The sequence below is a fragment of the Corynebacterium freneyi genome, assembly GCF_030408835.1.
GTDB lineage: Bacteria > Actinomycetota > Actinomycetes > Mycobacteriales > Mycobacteriaceae > Corynebacterium > Corynebacterium freneyi.
In genome coordinates this window covers 1,520,826-1,535,962 of record NZ_CP047357.1, presented here as the reverse complement: position 1 = coordinate 1,535,962, position 15,137 = coordinate 1,520,826, and the positions used below count along the sequence as shown (strand labels likewise).

At 68.8% G+C, this 15,137-nt stretch carries 14 protein-coding genes; 6 read left to right on the top strand and 8 right to left on the bottom strand.

Features of this window, described 5'->3' with window-relative positions; genetic code table 11:
• The first annotated feature begins 67 nt into the window (after positions 1–67).
• On the top strand, positions 68–1,534 hold the full coding sequence (locus tag CFREN_RS06985) for an amino acid permease (protein ID WP_070522313.1): 1,467 nt from the start codon (positions 68–70) through the stop codon (positions 1,532–1,534).
• A gap of 113 nt (positions 1,535–1,647) precedes the next feature.
• Here CFREN_RS06985 and CFREN_RS06980 read toward each other — a convergent pair whose 3' ends face one another.
• From CFREN_RS06980 to CFREN_RS06950, 7 genes are all read right to left on the bottom strand, one after another.
• A complete protein-coding gene (locus tag CFREN_RS06980) occupies positions 1,648–2,091 on the bottom strand; it encodes a metal-sulfur cluster assembly factor (RefSeq protein ID WP_070522316.1) in 444 nt (147 codons plus the stop codon).
• Entirely contained in the window at positions 2,088–2,585 is a 498-nt protein-coding gene (gene sufU, locus CFREN_RS06975) for a Fe-S cluster assembly sulfur transfer protein SufU (protein ID WP_209652912.1), read from the bottom strand. The genes CFREN_RS06980 and sufU overlap by 4 nt, the downstream gene beginning before the upstream one ends.
• A 72-nt stretch (positions 2,586–2,657) precedes the next feature.
• Positions 2,658–3,890, bottom strand: a complete 1,233-nt coding sequence (locus tag CFREN_RS06970) for a cysteine desulfurase (protein ID WP_209652914.1) — start codon at positions 3,888–3,890, stop codon at positions 2,658–2,660.
• Positions 3,883–4,644: a Fe-S cluster assembly ATPase SufC gene (gene sufC / locus CFREN_RS06965; RefSeq protein WP_209652916.1), complete on the bottom strand. Its 762-nt coding sequence runs from the start codon at positions 4,642–4,644 to the stop codon at positions 3,883–3,885. Before sufC ends, CFREN_RS06970 begins: the two co-directional genes overlap by 8 nt.
• A gap of 78 nt (positions 4,645–4,722) precedes the next feature.
• The gene (gene sufD / locus CFREN_RS06960; RefSeq protein ID WP_209652918.1) at positions 4,723–5,913 is read right to left on the bottom strand and encodes a Fe-S cluster assembly protein SufD; all 1,191 of its coding nucleotides are present in this window, start codon (positions 5,911–5,913) and stop codon (positions 4,723–4,725) included.
• 4 nt (positions 5,914–5,917) lie between these two features.
• Positions 5,918–7,366, bottom strand: a complete 1,449-nt coding sequence (gene sufB / locus CFREN_RS06955) for a Fe-S cluster assembly protein SufB (protein WP_209652921.1) — start codon at positions 7,364–7,366, stop codon at positions 5,918–5,920.
• On the bottom strand, positions 7,363–8,055 hold the full coding sequence (locus CFREN_RS06950) for a helix-turn-helix transcriptional regulator (protein ID WP_209652923.1): 693 nt from the start codon (positions 8,053–8,055) through the stop codon (positions 7,363–7,365). The genes sufB and CFREN_RS06950 overlap by 4 nt, the downstream gene beginning before the upstream one ends.
• Before the next feature lie 276 nt (positions 8,056–8,331).
• On the opposite strand from CFREN_RS06950, the gene mptB reads away from it, so the two are divergent.
• The 5 genes from mptB (at position 8,332) to CFREN_RS06925 (ending at position 13,905) form a co-directional block, all read left to right on the top strand.
• Positions 8,332–10,014 (top strand): polyprenol phosphomannose-dependent alpha 1,6 mannosyltransferase MptB, encoded by a 1,683-nt coding sequence (gene mptB, locus CFREN_RS06945; protein WP_246580198.1) that lies wholly within the window; start codon positions 8,332–8,334, stop codon positions 10,012–10,014.
• Between the two features lie 101 nt (positions 10,015–10,115).
• Positions 10,116–11,072, top strand: coding sequence for an ABC transporter ATP-binding protein (locus tag CFREN_RS06940; protein WP_209652927.1), 957 nt, complete (start codon positions 10,116–10,118; stop codon positions 11,070–11,072).
• Between the two features lies 1 nt (position 11,073).
• Complete coding sequence (locus CFREN_RS06935) at positions 11,074–11,862, top strand: ABC transporter permease (RefSeq protein WP_209652929.1); 789 nt, start codon at positions 11,074–11,076, stop codon at positions 11,860–11,862.
• Between the two features lie 28 nt (positions 11,863–11,890).
• A complete protein-coding gene (locus CFREN_RS06930) occupies positions 11,891–12,892 on the top strand; it encodes a COX15/CtaA family protein (protein ID WP_209652931.1) in 1,002 nt (333 codons plus the stop codon).
• 26 nt (positions 12,893–12,918) lie between these two features.
• Complete coding sequence (locus CFREN_RS06925; RefSeq protein WP_070522344.1) at positions 12,919–13,905, top strand: quinone oxidoreductase family protein; 987 nt, start codon at positions 12,919–12,921, stop codon at positions 13,903–13,905.
• An 83-nt stretch (positions 13,906–13,988) separates the two neighbouring features.
• Here the strand turns inward: CFREN_RS06925 and CFREN_RS06920 are convergent, their stop codons facing one another.
• Positions 13,989–14,927: a heme o synthase gene (locus CFREN_RS06920; RefSeq protein WP_256388241.1), complete on the bottom strand. Its 939-nt coding sequence runs from the start codon at positions 14,925–14,927 to the stop codon at positions 13,989–13,991.
• Between the last annotated feature and the right edge of the window lie 210 nt (positions 14,928–15,137).

Below are 15,137 nucleotides of genomic sequence, written 5' to 3'. Positions count from 1 at the left end.
CCGGGACACCGTCGCAAAGCCAACCCAAAGCGCCGGAGCGGCACGACCCGGGGCATATGATCGGGTAATGACCGCTTCCCTCGACGCCAAGGGGCCCCTGGGCTCCAGTGGACGGCTGCAGCGCAGCCTGCGCGCCAGACACCTGAACATGATCGCCATCGGCGGCGCCATCGGCACCGGCCTCTTCGTCGCCTCCGGCGCCACCATCTCCGAAGCCGGGCCGGGTGGCGCCCTCGTGGCCTACGCCCTCATCGGATTCATGGTCTGGCTGGTCATGCAATCCCTCGGCGAAATGGCCGCCTACCTGCCGGTCGCGGGCTCCTTCCAGGAATACGGCACCCGCTACGTCTCCCCCAGCTTCGGCTTCGCCCTCGGCTGGAACTACTGGTTCAACTGGGCCATCACCGTCGCCGCCGAACTCGTCGCCGCCGCCCTGGTCATGCGCTACTGGTTCCCCGACGTACCCGCCATCGTCTGGTCCGCCGGCTTCCTGCTGCTGCTGTTCCTGCTCAACGCACTGTCCGCCCGCGCTTTCGGCGAAGGCGAGTTCTGGTTCGCGGCGATCAAGGTCATCACCGTCATCGTCTTCCTCATTATCGGCGTCGCCATGATCCTCGGCATCATGGGCGGCACCTCCCCCGGCGTGGAGAACTGGACCACCGGCGAAGCGCCCTTCGTCGGCGGCGGCATGGGCATCCTCGCGGTGTTCATCGTCGCCGGATACTCCTTTCAGGGCACCGAACTCGTCGGCGTCGCGGCGGGCGAGGCCGAAGACCCGGAGAAGACCATCCCCAAGGCGATCCGCACCATCTTCTGGCGCATCCTGCTGTTCTACATCGGCGCCATCGCCGTCATCGGCTTCCTCATCCCCTACACCGACCCGAACCTGCTCAACTCGGCCGAGGACAACATCGCCGTGTCGCCGTTCACCCTCGTTTTCGACCGCGCCGGCATCGCCATCGCCGCAGGCCTGATGAACGCCGTCATCCTCACCTCGGTGCTCTCCGCCGGCAACTCCGGCCTCTACGCCTCCACCCGCATGCTGTACTCGCTGGCGCGCATGGGCCAGGCGCCGCGGTTCTTCGGCAAGCTGTCCGACCACGACGTGCCCATGCGGGCGCTGGTGGCCACCGCCTCGATCGGCATGTTCGGCTTCCTGACGTCCATCGTCGGCGACGGCGCCGCCTACACCTTCCTGCTGACCCTGTCCGCGCTCGCCGGGTTCCTGACGTGGATCGGCATCTCCTACAGCCACTACCACTTCCGCAAGGCCCTCAAGGCCCAGGGAGTGCCGCTGTCGGCGCTGCCCTACAAGGCGCCGTTCTTCCCCGCCGGCGCGGTCGTCGCCCTGGTCATGTGCTTCGGCGTCGTGCTCGGCCAGGCCTACGGGCCCATCACCACCGGCGAGGACCTGTTCGCCATCCTCTCGCCCTACCTGGGTATCCCGGTGTTCCTGGCCCTGTGGTACATCCACAAGCGCGTCACCGGTTCGGAGGCGGTCACTCCGGAAACCGCCGACCTGTCGCGCGACTGACGCACGCGCGAAGACCCCGAATGCTTCGACCCACCCGCGGTACACGGGTGGGTCGAATCATTCGGGGTGTTCACCGATGGTCCGGGGCAACCGCCCCGGCGCGGGTTCGGCGGTTACACCGAGAACCCGAGGGCGCGCATCTGCTCGCGGCCGTCCTCGGTGATCATGTGCGGCCCCCACGGCGGGGACCACACCCAGTTGAGCTGCATCTCGGTGACCTGCGGATGATCCAGGACGAGCGCCTCGGCCTGGTCGTAGAGCATGTCGGTCAGCGGGCAGGCCGGCGACGTCAACGTCATGTTGATGACGGCCTTCGAGTCGCCCTCGATCCAGATGTCGTAGACCAGGCCCAGGTCGACGACGTTGACGCCGAGTTCCGGGTCGACGACGTCGTACATGCGGTCCTCGACCTCGATGGCGAGCTTCTCCTGCTCGGGGGTCTGCTCGGGACGCGGCGGGACCTCGTAGGTGCCGCCGTCCAGGCCCGGTGCGGGGCTGTCGCCGGTGGCGGGCGCCTCAGGGTTCTCCGGGGTGCCGGTGGTGTTCGGCTCGGTCATGGGTTCACTTCCTTGTCTCCGGTGTTGTCGGATCCGGTGCCGTCGGAGCCCTCGTCGGACAGGGCGTCGGCGGTGGCCGCCTGGAACGCCTTCCAGCCCAGCAGGGCGCACTTGACGCGGGCGGGGTACTTGGACACGCCGGAGAAGGCGATGCCGTCCCCGATGAGATCCTCGTCGCCCTCTTCCCTGCCGCGAGAGGTGATCATGCGCTCGAACTCGGCGAGTTTCGCCATGGCCTCCTCGACGGGCCTGCCGATGATTTCCTCGGCCATGACCGACGTCGAGGCCTGGGAAATCGAGCAGCCGGCGGCGTCGTAGGACACGTCGTCGACGGTGGTTCCGTCGTCGGAAAGTCGGACGCGCAGGGTCAGCTCGTCGCCGCACGACGGGTTGACGTGATGGACTTCGGCGTCGAACGGGTCGCGCAGACCGCTGTGCTGGGGGTGCTTGTAGTGGTCCAGGATCACTTCCTGGTACATCGACTCCAGCTTCACTCCCGGTTCCTTTCCTTTGCGGCCGAGCGGCGCCCGGCCCTTCGTGCTGTGCGGCGCGTCATTCTTCGGCGATCAGGCGCCGAAGAACGTCTTCGCGTCGCGGATGGCGTCGGCGAGGGCGTCGACTTCATCCAAGGTGTTGTACAGGTAGAACGATGCGCGTGCGGTGGACTGCACGCCCATGGCCCGGTGCACCGGCCATGCGCAATGATGCCCCACGCGGATGCACACGCCGCGGTCGTCGAGGACCTGGCCCAGATCATGCGGGTGGATGCCGTCGACCTGGAACGAGATCGCCGCACCGCGGTCCTCGGCGGACTCCGGACCGATGATGGTGACGCCGTCGATCGACTTCAGCGCCTCCAACGCGGCGGCCGTCAACTCGTGCTCGTGGGCGGCGACGGCGTCCATGCCGATGTTCGACAGGTACTTCACCGCCGCACCGAGACCGACGACCTGGCTGGTCATCATCGTGCCGGCCTCGAACCGCTGTGGCGGCGCCGCGAAAGTCGTGTCCTCCATGGTCACGACCTCGATCATCGACCCGCCGGTCAAGAACGGCGGCAGCGCCTCGAGCAGCTCGGGACGGCCCCACAGGGCGCCGACCCCGGTGGGGCCGAGCATCTTGTGGCCGGAGAAGGCGAGGAAATCCACGCCGAGCTCCGTGACGTCGATGGGCATGTGCGGCACCGACTGGCACGCGTCGAGCACGGTGAGGGCGCCGACCGCCTTGGCGCGGCGGACGATCTCGGCGACGTCGGCCACCGCACCAGTCACGTTCGACTGGTGGGTGAAGGCCACGACCTTGACGGAGTCGTCGAGCTCGAGGGAATCGAGGTCGATCCGACCGTCCGGCGTCACCCCGTACCACTTCAACGTGGCGCCCGTGCGCCGCGCCAGCTCCTGCCACGGCACGAGGTTCGCGTGGTGCTCCAGCTCCGTGACGACGATGACGTCGCCCTCGCCGACGCGGTGGACGCCCGCGCGCTCGTCGCCAAGCGAAAACGCGACGAGATTCAACGCCTCCGTGGCGTTCTTGGTGAACACCAACTCGTCGTAGCCGGCGCCGATGAACGACGCGATCGCCTCACGCGCATCCTCGTAGGCGTCGGTGGCCTCCTCCGCCAGCTGGTACGCGCCGCGGTGCACGGGCGCGTTGCGCTTGGTGATGAAGTCGACCTCGGCCTCGATGACCTGGCGCGGGCGCTGCGACGTCGCACCGGAATCCAGGTACACCAGACGGCGCCCTTCGCGCACCGTGCGCGACAGGATCGGGAAATCGCCGCGCAATGACCGATCAAGCATTGACGAACCGCTCGTAGCCGTGCTCCTCCAGTTCGTCGGCCAGCTCCGGGCCACCGGACTGCACGATGCGGCCGTCGGCGAAGACGTGCACGTAGTCCGGACGCACGTAGTTCAGGATGCGCTTGTAGTGGGTGATGATGAGGATGCCACCGTCGTTTTCGTCCTGGTAGCGGTTGATGCCGTCGGACACCACGCGCAGGGCGTCGACGTCCAGGCCGGAGTCGGTCTCGTCGAGGACGGCGAACTTCGGCTTCAGCAGGTCCAGCTGCAGGATCTCGTGGCGCTTCTTCTCGCCGCCCGAGAAGCCCTCGTTGACGGAGCGCTCCGAGAACGACGGGTCGATCTCCAGGTCCGTCATCGCCTCGCGGACCTCCTTGACCCAGTGACGCAGCTTCGGGGCCTCGCCGCGCACGGCGGTGGCGGCGGTGCGCAGGAAGTTCGACATGGACACGCCGGTGACCTCGGTCGGGTACTGCATGGCCAGGAACAGGCCGGCGCGGGCGCGCTCGTCGACGCTCATCTCCAGGACGTTCTCTCCGTCCAGGAGGATCTCCCCCTCGGTGACCTCGTAGCGCGGGTGGCCCGCGATGGTGTAGCTCAGGGTCGACTTGCCGGAGCCGTTCGGGCCCATGACGGCGTGGGTCTCGCCCGACTTGATGGTCAGGTCCACGCCCTTCAGGATCTGCTTCGGCTCGCCGGCCTCGTCGTTCGGCAGAACCTGCGCGTGGAGATTGCGGATTTCCAGGGTGCTCATTGGATGGGCTGTCCTTTTCGTGTCGTCGTGATCGCTGTTCGCGTTCGTGGTTGGTGGCTTCCGGGGAGCCCCCGGCGGCTAAAAACCGCCGATTTCGAGTTCGTGGTCGATGAGCGAGGTCAGTCGCTCGCGGATCGACTCCACCGGAATCAGGTTGATGACCTCGTTGAAGAATCCGCGGACCACGAGGCGGCGCGCCACGTCCTCCGGGATGCCCCGCGACAGCAGGTAGAACAGCTGGTCATCGTCGAAACGGCCCACCGTGGCGGCGTGGCCGGCGCCGGCGATCTCGCCGGTTTCGATCTCCAGGTTGGGCACCGCGTCGGCGCGGGCGCCCTCGGTGAGGAGAAGGTTGCGGTTGAGCTCGTAGGTGTCCGTGCCCGTAGCCTCGGCGCGGATGAGCACGTCGCCCACCCAGGCGGTGCGGGCGTCGGGCTTGCCGGAGCCCGGCTCGCCCTGCAGCGCGCCCTTGTACATGACGTTGGAGCGGCAGTTGGGCACGCCGTGGTCGACGAGCAGACGCTGCTCGAAGTACTGGCCGGCGTCGGCGAAGTAGACGCCCAGCAGCTCGGCGTCGCCGCCCGGGGCGGTGAACTTCACGCGCGGCACGACGCGGACGACGTCGCCGCCGAACGTGGCCACCGAGTGGCGCAGCACGGAGTCGCGGCCCAGCGAGGCGTGGTGCCCGGACAGGTGCACGGCGCCCTCGTCCCAGTTCGTCAGGCTGACGACGGCCAGGCGGGCGGCGTCGCCGACGATGAACTCGACGTTGTCGGCGTAGGCGCCGGTGCCCCGGTGATCGAGGATGACCACGGCTTCGGCCTGCTCGCGGACGTCGATGACGATGTGGCCGTAGGCGACCTTGTCCGCGCCCGGGCCGTCGACGGTGACGGTGACCGGGGCGTCGGCGACGACGCCCTTGCCGAAGGTGACGACGGTGGCCTCGTCGAAGGACGAGAACGCCTGCGCGGCGACTCGGTCGGTGGGCGTGCCGGCCCGGCCGAGGCGCTCGTCGCCGCGGGCCACGGACTCGACGGTGATGCCCTCGGCGTCGGCGCCCTCCACGGTGACGGTCGCGGCGACCGGGTCGCCGGCGGTGCCGTCGTGGAGGCCCTTGAGGCGGCGCAGCGGCGTGAAGCGCCACTCCTCGTCGCGGCCCTTGGGCACGTCGAAGTCGTCGACGTCGAAGGAGGCGAAGACGTCTCCCTTGTTGGCCAGCACCCGGCGCTTGTGCTCGGACTGGCCCTCGTTGGTGATAACGCTGGTCATGTGATTAACCGACCGACCCTTCCATCTGCAGTTCAATGAGGCGGTTGAGCTCGAGGGCGTATTCCATCGGGAGCTCCTTGGCGATGGGCTCGACGAACCCGCGGACGACCATGGCCATGGCCTCCTCTTCCTCGATGCCGCGGCTCATCAGGTAGAAGAGCTGGTCATCGGAGACCTTGGAGACGGTGGCCTCGTGGCCGAGGGTGACGTCGTCCTCGCGGACGTCGACGTACGGGTACGTGTCGGAGCGGGAGATCGTGTCGACGAGCAGGGCGTCGCACTCGACGTTGGAGTGGGAGTGCTTGGCGCCCTTGTTGACCTGCACCAGGCCTCGGTAGGCGGCGCGGCCGCCGCCGCGGGCGACGGACTTGGACACGATGTTCGACGACGTGTGCGGCGCCATGTGCACCATCTTCGCGCCGGTGTCCTGGAACTGGCCCTCGCCGGCCATGGCGACGGACAGCACCTCGCCGCGGGCGTGGGGGCCGGTCATCCACACGGCCGGGTACTTCATGGTGACCTTCGAGCCGATGTTGCCGTCGATCCACTCCATGGTCGCGCCCTCTTCGGCCTTCGCGCGCTTGGTGACCAGGTTGTAGACGTTGTTCGACCAGTTCTGGATGGTCGTGTAGCGGCAGCGGCCGCCCTTCTTCACGATGATCTCGACGACGGCCGAGTGCAGCGAGTCCGACTTGTAGATCGGGGCGGTGCAGCCCTCGACGTAGTGGACGTAGGCGTCCTCGTCGACGATGATCAGCGTGCGCTCGAACTGGCCCATGTTCTCCGTGTTGATGCGGAAGTAGGCCTGCAGCGGGATGTCCACGTGGACGCCCTTGGGCACGTAGATGAACGAACCGCCGGACCACACGGCCGTGTTGAGGGCGGAGAACTTGTTGTCGCCGGCCGGGATGACGGACCCGAAGTACTCGTGGAAGAGCTCCGGGTGCTCCTTGAGCGCGGTGTCGGTGTCCAGGAAGATGACGCCCTGTGCCTCCAGGTCCTCGCGGATCTGGTGGTAGACGACCTCGGACTCGTACTGGGCGGCGACGCCGGCGACGAGGCGCTGCTTCTCGGCCTCGGGGATGCCCAGCTTGTCGTAGGTGTCCTTGATGTCCTGCGGGAGGTCCTCCCACGTCTGCGCCTGCTGTTCGGTGGAGCGGACGAAGTACTTGATGTTGTCGAAGTCGATGGTCGACAGGTCCGCGCCCCACGTGGGCATGGGCTTCTTGTAGAAGATGTCGAGGGCCTTCAGGCGGTTCTCGAGCATCCACTCGTCTTCGTTCTTCTTCGCGGAGATGTCGCGGACGACGGCCTCCGACAGTCCGCGCTCGGCGGCGGCGCCGGCGGCATCGGAGTCGTGCCAACCGTACTGGTAGGCGCCGATCGAGTCGATGATCTCCTCGTCGGTCTGCGGCGTGCGCACCTTCGCGGAATCGTCCTGGGCGAGGGTCATTGTCCGCTCCTTTCTGCTGGTGCGTGAGTTACTGGGGTCAGGGGGATGTTCGTCGTGCAGATCCCGTTTCCGTCGGCGATGGTGGCCAACGGAACGGTGTGCTGCCCCAGCAGGTTACTGACCGCCTCATGTTCGGCGGCGCACAGCTGGGGGAAGTCCTGCGCGACATGGCTGATCGGGCAATGGTGGTGGCAGATCTGCACGCTTCCGGTGGTCGCGTTGACCGTCGCCGCGTAGCCGTGGCGCCGGAAAGCCGTGACGACCGACTCGACGACGTCGTCGAGGTCGGTTGCTCCGCCGACCGGCTCGATGCCGGCGAGGATCTCGTTGACGCGGTGCCGCGCGAACGCGGTGACCGCGGCGTCTCCCCCGGCGTCGCGCAGCGCGTCGAGCGCGGCGGCGGCGAGGGAGTCGTAGGCGTGCCCGAACGTGGCTCGTCCGTCGTCGGTGAGACGGAAGGACTTCGCCGGGCGTCCGCGGCCGCGGGGGCCGGTGGACGGGGCGGGGGCCGTTTCGGCGAGGCCCTCGTCGACGAGGATGTCGAGGTGCCTTCGCACCCCGGCCGCCGAGAGTCCGAGTTCCTCGGCGATGGTTCCCGCCGTGGCCGGATTGTGTTCGAGCAATGCGAGCAGGATCCTGCGGCGCGTGTCCCCGTCGCCGCCCTTGCCGGGCGTTTCGGCGTTGGCCATGCCGCTGGTTCACCTCCCGTGGTTCGCGGGGCCGACGGTGGTTGGTCGCCGGTCCCCTTCATTGGGTCCGCACCCGGTGGCTGCCGGGTATTAGACAACACGAGTGTTCCGTAAATGGTGTGAGATGTCCAACGTCGCGCCGCGGCGTGTCGCGTGCCTGCGGCGATGCCCGAGGCGATCGGCGAAATAACGTTCGACTCGGTCGTTTCGGCGTCGGCGCGAGGTCGTGTCGTCGCGGTGCTCCGTGCCATCCGCGCCGCCGGTTACACTCGATCCGTGTCCGAAACTCAACGACGCGGCGGCGCCGCCCACTGGATCATCGACGCGTTGCCGCGCATCGGCCGCGCCGGTTCGCGGTCGGCGTCGCTGCACCATGGCGTCGAGTCTCCCCTGGCGTTCCGGGTCGATCACCGGGAGTTGCGTCGTTTCACGTGGCTGCGGTGGCTCGGCACGCTCGGCGCCCTTCTCATTCTCGTCGGCGGCGTCGGCGCGGGTGCGACGCCGGTGGTGGGCAACGTGCTCTGGGAGACCCCGATCGGCTCGATGCTGGGCCGGATGCTCATTTCCACGACGATCGTGACGTTCACGGGCATCGGGATGCTCATCACGGCGTGGTTGGGCGTCGGCGCGTTCGTGGCCTCGGGTGCCCGCACGCGGGTGTCGTCGGTGGATACGGGCATGTTGGTGCGCACGTTCGCGGGCTGGGTGCTCCCCCTCATCTTCACCGCGCCGTTGTTCACGCAGGACATTTATTCCTATTTGGCGCAGGGGGCGGTGGTCGATCGGGGCATGGACCCGTATGCGGCCGGTCCGGTCGAGTTGCTCGGCGCGGAGGATCCGCTGGCCCGTTCGGTGCCGTTGATCTGGTCGAATTCGCCGAGCCCCTATGGGCCGACGGCGATGGTGGTCGCGTGGGGCATTTCCGCGCTCACGTCGGATGCGGTGTTGCCGTCGGTGTTCCTGCATCGGGCCGTGGCGGTGGCGTCGCTGTACGTGGTGGCGTGGGCGTTGGTTCGCCTGGCGTTGCGCTGCGGCGTCAGCCCCCAGTTCGCGTTGTGGCTGGGCGTGCTCAATCCGTTGACGCTGCTTCATCTCGTCGGCGGCGTGCACAACGAGGCCCTGCTGCTCGCGTTGTTGCTCGGGGGCATGGAGGTGTGTCTGGTCGCGTTGCACGGCAAGCCGGTGCCCGGTGTTCCGGATGCGGCGGTGGAGCCGGGGTCCCCGGCATTGTCCCGCCGCGGTTGGCTGCTGTTCGCGGGCGGCGTCGCCCTGATCTCGTTGGCGGGCATGGTCAAGGTGACGGGCTTCGTCGCGCTCGGCTTCGTCGGCATGGCCCTGGCGCGCAGGTTCGGCTTTACGACGATGTCCGTCGTGCGCGCAGGGGTCGCGACCGCGGTCATGGCGGGGGCGACGGTCGTGGCGGTGTCGGCGGGGTCGGGGCTCGGTTTCGGGTGGATCACCAGCCAGGGCGGTGCCGCGACGGTGCGATCGTGGATGTCGTTGTCGACGCTGTTGGGCATCACCTCCGGTTTCGCCGGCCGGGTGCTGGGCATCGGCGACGTGTCCGATGCGGCGCTCGAACTGACGCGGGGCCTGGGCATTCTGCTGGCCGCCGCGTGGCTGCTGCGCATGTTGTGGGCGACGTTCCGCGGCCGCATCCACCCGTTGGGCGGATACGGGTTGTCGATGTTCGCCCTCGTGCTGCTCTTCCCGGTGGTCCACCCCTGGTATCTGCTGTGGGCGCTGGTTCCCCTGTCGGGCTGGGCCAACCGCCCGCAGTTCCGCTGGGCCGTCGTGGCGTACTCCGCGATCTTCAGCCTCACGGTGCTGCCGCGCGGACTCGGTCTGCCGCCCGGCACGGTGCTGCAGATCTACCTCGGCTCCATCGCCGCCTTCGTCATCGTGATGGCCCTCATAGTCGAGGTGTCGCGTCGCACGAAGGTGTTCCGGCTGCGCTGACGCCGCCCGTCCCCGGCCATCGGGCGGTCGGGATCCCGGGTGGCCGTCGTCACGCACCCGACCGGGCCCGGGCCACCACCGCTGGCCTAGGATGTCCTGTCGTGACCAGGAACACCGACTCCCCGGCTTTGCGATTGACCGGCGTGACCAAGCGTTTCGGCGACGTGACGGCCGTCGACGGGTTGGATCTCACCCTCGCCTGCGGCCGCGTCCTCGCCCTGCTGGGCCCGAACGGGGCCGGCAAGACCACCACCGTCGAGATGTGCGAGGGCTTCGTGCGCCCCGACGGCGGCGAGGTCCGCGTCCTCGGCCTCGACCCGATGGACGACACCGACGAACTGCGCTCGCGCATCGGCATCATGCTGCAGGGCGGCGGCGCCTACCCCGGCGTCCGCGTCGGCGAGATGCTCGAACTCGTGGCGTCCTACTCGGCAGATCCTCTCGACGTGGATTGGCTCCTGGAGGTCGTCGGGCTGTCCCGCCACCGCCGGACGTCCTACCGCAGGCTGTCCGGGGGGCAGCAGCAGCGACTGTCTCTGGCCTGCGCCCTTGTCGGCCGACCGGAGCTCGTGTTCCTGGACGAGCCGACGGCCGGCCTGGACGCCCAGTCGCGGTTGGCGGTGTGGGATCTGGTGTCCTCGCTGCGTCGCGACGGCGTCACCGTCGTGCTGACCACCCACCTCATGGACGAGGCCGAGGCGCTGGCCGACGACGTGCTCATCATCGACCGGGGCCGCGCCGTGGCGTCGGGCACCACCGCCGACATCACCGCCGGCACGTCTACGCAGGCCGCGGTGCTGGAAGTCGACCGCGCCATCGACGTCGACTCCCTCGCCCGGCATCTCGGCACCGTCGGCGCCGACGCGGCCGGCGACGTCACCGTCGAAGCCACCGGCCCCAACCGCTACCGCATCACCGGTGCGGCGACCCCGCGCGGCATCGCCGCCATGACGGCCTGGTGCGCCGACCACGACGTCCTCGTCTCCGAGCTGCGCGTGGCGCGACGGAGCCTGGAGGACGTCTTCCTCGACATCACCGGCCGAGAAATGAGGAGCTGACATGGAGCCCACGACCCGTTTCCCGGAGGGCACCTTCGCCCCCGCCCCGAAGCGCGCGCCGATGGGCCGCGTGCTGGCGGCGCAGACGAAGCTGGAATCGACGCTGATCTGGCGCCACGGCGAGCAGATGCTGCTGACCATGATCATCCCGCTGGCGATGCTCATCGGCTTCACCCTCGTTCCGGTCCTCGATCGCGAGGACCCCATCGTCACCGTCTTCCCCATGGTGCTGGCCGTGGCCACGATGTCCGCCGGGTTCACCGGCCAGGCCATCGCCGTCGGCTTCGACCGCCGGTACGGGGCCCTGAAGCGCATCGGCGCCTCGGCGTTGCCGAAGTGGGGCATCATCGCCGGCAAGGCCGGTGCGGTGGCGATCATGGTCACCGCGCAGTTCGTCATCTTCTCCGCCGTGGCCGTGGCGCTGGGCTACCGGGCGCCTGCGGCGGCGTTCCTGCTCGCCTACGTGGTGACCATGGTGGGCACCACCGCCTTCACCGCGATGGGCCTGCTCATGGGCGGCACGCTCGGCGCCGAACTCATCCTCGGCTTGGCCAACCTGATTTGGTTCATCCTCCTCGGTGCGGCGACGTTCGTGGCCGTGGGCCCCGAGCTCGGCGACGGCGCCCGCGCGGCCTTGACCGTGCTGCCCTCGGTTGCTCTGACGGAGTCGCTCATCGCCGCGTTCGACGGGCGTTTGGCCTGGTACCCGCTGGCCGTCCTGATCCTGTGGGGAGCCGTGTGCGCCATCGCCGCGACACGCTTGTTCAGGTTCGAGGCGAAGGGGGATTGAGAAACCCCGGGAGGTAGGCTTGGAAGGCGTGAGCGACGCCGACCGTAATCTCCCCTTGTCCTTCCTGCCTTTGCCGACGATCGCCCAGCAGCGGATCATCGCCCTGCTGGTGGTCATCGCCCAAGCCGGCATCGCGGTCACCGGTTCCGTGGTCCGCGTGACCGGTTCGGGCCTCGGCTGCGATTCGTGGCCGCAGTGCCACCCGGGCAGCTTCACCCCGGTTCCGGGGGCGGCGCCCGCCCTGCACCAGGCGATCGAGTTCGGCAACCGACTGCTGAGCTTCGTTCTCGTCGCGCTGACGCTGGCGCTGTTCCTCGCGGTGGTTCGCGCCGGCCGGCGCAAGGCGATCGTCGTGCTGGCGTTCCTCAATGGTTTGGGCGTCATCGTTCAGGCGATCATCGGCGGCATTTCGGTGAAAGTCGACCTGAAGTGGTACGCCGTCGCGCTGCACTTCCTGCCCTCGATGCTGCTGGTGTGGCTGGCGGGCATGGTCTACGTCAAGATCCAGGAACCCGACGACGGCCATGAGGTGCGCACCTACGCCAAGCCGCTGCGCATGCTCGCCGCGGGCACCGGCATCGCCCTGGCCGGCACGCTGGTCACCGGCACCATGGTCACCGGTGCGGGTCCGCACGCGGGCGACGCCGACGTGCTGCCGGAGGATCGCCTGCAGCTGCCCATCATCGAGCTGTCGCACGTCCACGCCGGTTTCATGTACCTGTACCTCGGCCTGGCCATCGGCCTGGTCTTCGGGCTCATCGCGCTCAACGCCGAGCCGGCGCTGCGCAAGCTCGGCTGGTGGCTGGTGGGACTCATCGTCGCGCAGGCCGCCGTCGGCATGGTCCAGTACTGGGCCGGGGTGCCCGAGGCCCTCGTGCCGGTCCACGTCGCCGGTTCCGGTGCCCTGACCGCCGTCACCGCCATCGTGTGGCAGTTGGGGTGGCGCCACGCCGGCGGCACCGCCACGGCGACCGGCTCCCCCGCCGGCGACGCCGAGCACAATTCCGCCACCGCGAAGGTGGCCGCCTAGTTTTCGCGGATCGGTAGGCTGGCCGCATGCGCGGAATCCTCATCGAATCCTTCGGCGGCCCCGACCATCTGCTCTTTCGCGAGGACCTCCCCGACCCCGTCCCGGGCGACGGGGAGGTCCTCGTGTCCGTTGATGCGGTCGGCGTCAATTTCACCGACGTGTACCAGCGGGAGGGCATCTATCCCCGGCCCCTGCCGTTTACTCCGGGGGCGGAGGGCGTCGGCCGCATCGTCGCGCTCGGCCCCGGGGTCGCGGATGGTTCCGGTGACGGCGGTTGGCGCGTCGGCGACCGGGTCGCGTGGTGCAACGCCCCGGATTCCTACGCGGAGCTCGTCGCGGTTCCGGTCGACTCCCTCGTCGCGGTGCCCGACGGCATCGACGATGACGTGGCCGCCTCGATTCTCCTGCAGGGCCTGACGGCCCATTTCCTCGTCCACGACGTCGGGCGCTTGTCGGCCGACTACACGGTGCTGCTCACCGCCGGTGCCGGCGGGGTGGGGCTGTTGCTGACCCAGTTGGCCGTCGCCGCAGGTGCGCGCGTGGCCACCATCGTGTCCACCGACGCCAAGGAAGTCCTGTCGCGCGAGGCGGGCGCCGACCTGGTGCTGCGTTACGACGACGACGTGCCGGCTCGAGTCGCCGAATGGACCGGAGGCGTCGGCGTCGACGTGGTCTTCGACGGCGTGGGCCGGGCGACGTTCGACACGTCGCTGCGGTGCGCCCGCGTCCGGGGCCTGGTGGCGCTGTTCGGGGCGGCGTCGGGCGCGGTGCCGCCGATGGATCCGCAGAAGCTCAACGACCACGGCTCCCTCTTCCTCACCCGCCCGCACCTGCGCCACTTCATCCGCGGCCATGCCGAGCTCGCCGCCCGCGCCGACGACGTCATGTCGGCGATCGAGGACGGCACCCTGAGCGTGCGCGTCGGCGACCGTTTCCCGCTTTCCGACGCCGCCGAGGCACACCGTGCGCTCCAGGCGCGGTCCACGACCGGGTCGGTGGTCCTCATCCCGTAGGCGTCGTCACGCAACCGACGCCGCAGACGGGAAAACCCTCCCGCGACCGGAAAGGTCCGGGAGGGTGCGACCGTGCGGGGTCGCTAGAAACCGACCATCTCCGCGACGGTGCGCAGCCCCAGCACCGCATCGACCGACAGACCGACGCACACCAGCGCCAGGTAGTTGTTCGACAGCAGGAACAGCTTCATCGGCTTGATCTCGCCGCCGGCCTTCACCGACTTGTGCAGGGCGACGGCACCCCACGTGAACCACGCGCCGGCCACCACGGACACCACCAGGTACACCCAACCGGCCGCCGGGATGAGCAGGAACGTGGTAGCCACCGTCGCCAGCGTGTAGGCGATGATGCGCACCGTGACGTACAGCGGCGGACGGACCACCGGCATCATCGGCACGCCCGCGGCCTCGTAATCCTCGCGGTACTTCAGGCCCAGCGCCCACGTGTGCGGCGGCGTCCAGAAGAAGATGACCAGGAACAGGACGATCGCCTGCCACCAGTGCAACCAGCCGGTGACCTCCGGAGCGTTGTCCGTGATCACCGCCCAGCCGACGAGCACCGGCATGCACCCGGCGGCGCCGCCCCACACCACGTTCTGGTCCGTGCGGCGCTTGAGCCACAGCGTGTAGACGAACACGTAAAACGCGATGGTCAGCAGAATGAACACCGCCGCGAGCAGCGAATCGCACAGCAACCACAGCCACAGGAAACTCGCCACCGTCAGCACGGAACCGAAGATCATCGCGTTGCGATTGCTCACCGACTGCCGGGCCAGCGGACGCTTGCGCGTGCGGTTCATGACCTTGTCGATGTCCGAATCCGCGACCATGTTGAACGTGTTCGCGGCCGCGGCGCCCATCCAACCGCCCACCAGCGTGAGAAGGATCAGACCGACGTGAACGTTGCCCCGGTCGGCCTGCAGCATCGCCGGGATCGCGGCGACGAGAAGCAGCTCGATGACGCGCGGCTTGGTCAGCGCCACATACGCCTTGACGGTGTCCAGCAAAGGGTTTCCTCTCACATGAGTTGACGCTCCAACTCAAACGGTCGGGCGGAGCGGGCGAAAAGTTCCCGATCCTTCAGCGACGGCACGGAAATGACCGGGACGGGCGCGGGCGCCGACGAACCGGACCCGGCCATGGTAGCGCCTGCCGGATGCCCCGGTGGGCACCGGGGCGGCGTGCCGCCGGGGGAAGTGCGCCACGTCACCCGCGCCGAATGCCGACGGTTC

Excerpts from the sequence above, each read along its gene's own strand:
- CFREN_RS06985 (WP_070522313.1), top strand. The coding sequence starts at position 68 with ATGACCGCTTCCCTCGACGCCAAGGGGCCCCTGGGCTCCAGTGGACGG.
- CFREN_RS06980 (WP_070522316.1), bottom strand. The coding sequence starts at position 2,091 with ATGACCGAGCCGAACACCACCGGCACCCCGGAGAACCCTGAGGCGCCC.
- CFREN_RS06970 (WP_209652914.1), bottom strand. The coding sequence starts at position 3,890 with ATGCTTGATCGGTCATTGCGCGGCGATTTCCCGATCCTGTCGCGCACG.
- sufC (WP_209652916.1), bottom strand. The coding sequence starts at position 4,644 with ATGAGCACCCTGGAAATCCGCAATCTCCACGCGCAGGTTCTGCCGAAC.
- sufD (WP_209652918.1), bottom strand. The coding sequence starts at position 5,913 with ATGACCAGCGTTATCACCAACGAGGGCCAGTCCGAGCACAAGCGCCGG.
- sufB (WP_209652921.1), bottom strand. The coding sequence starts at position 7,366 with ATGACCCTCGCCCAGGACGATTCCGCGAAGGTGCGCACGCCGCAGACC.
- CFREN_RS06950 (WP_209652923.1), bottom strand. The coding sequence starts at position 8,055 with ATGGCCAACGCCGAAACGCCCGGCAAGGGCGGCGACGGGGACACGCGC.
- CFREN_RS06935 (WP_209652929.1), top strand. The coding sequence starts at position 11,074 with ATGGAGCCCACGACCCGTTTCCCGGAGGGCACCTTCGCCCCCGCCCCG.
- CFREN_RS06925 (WP_070522344.1), top strand. The coding sequence starts at position 12,919 with ATGCGCGGAATCCTCATCGAATCCTTCGGCGGCCCCGACCATCTGCTC.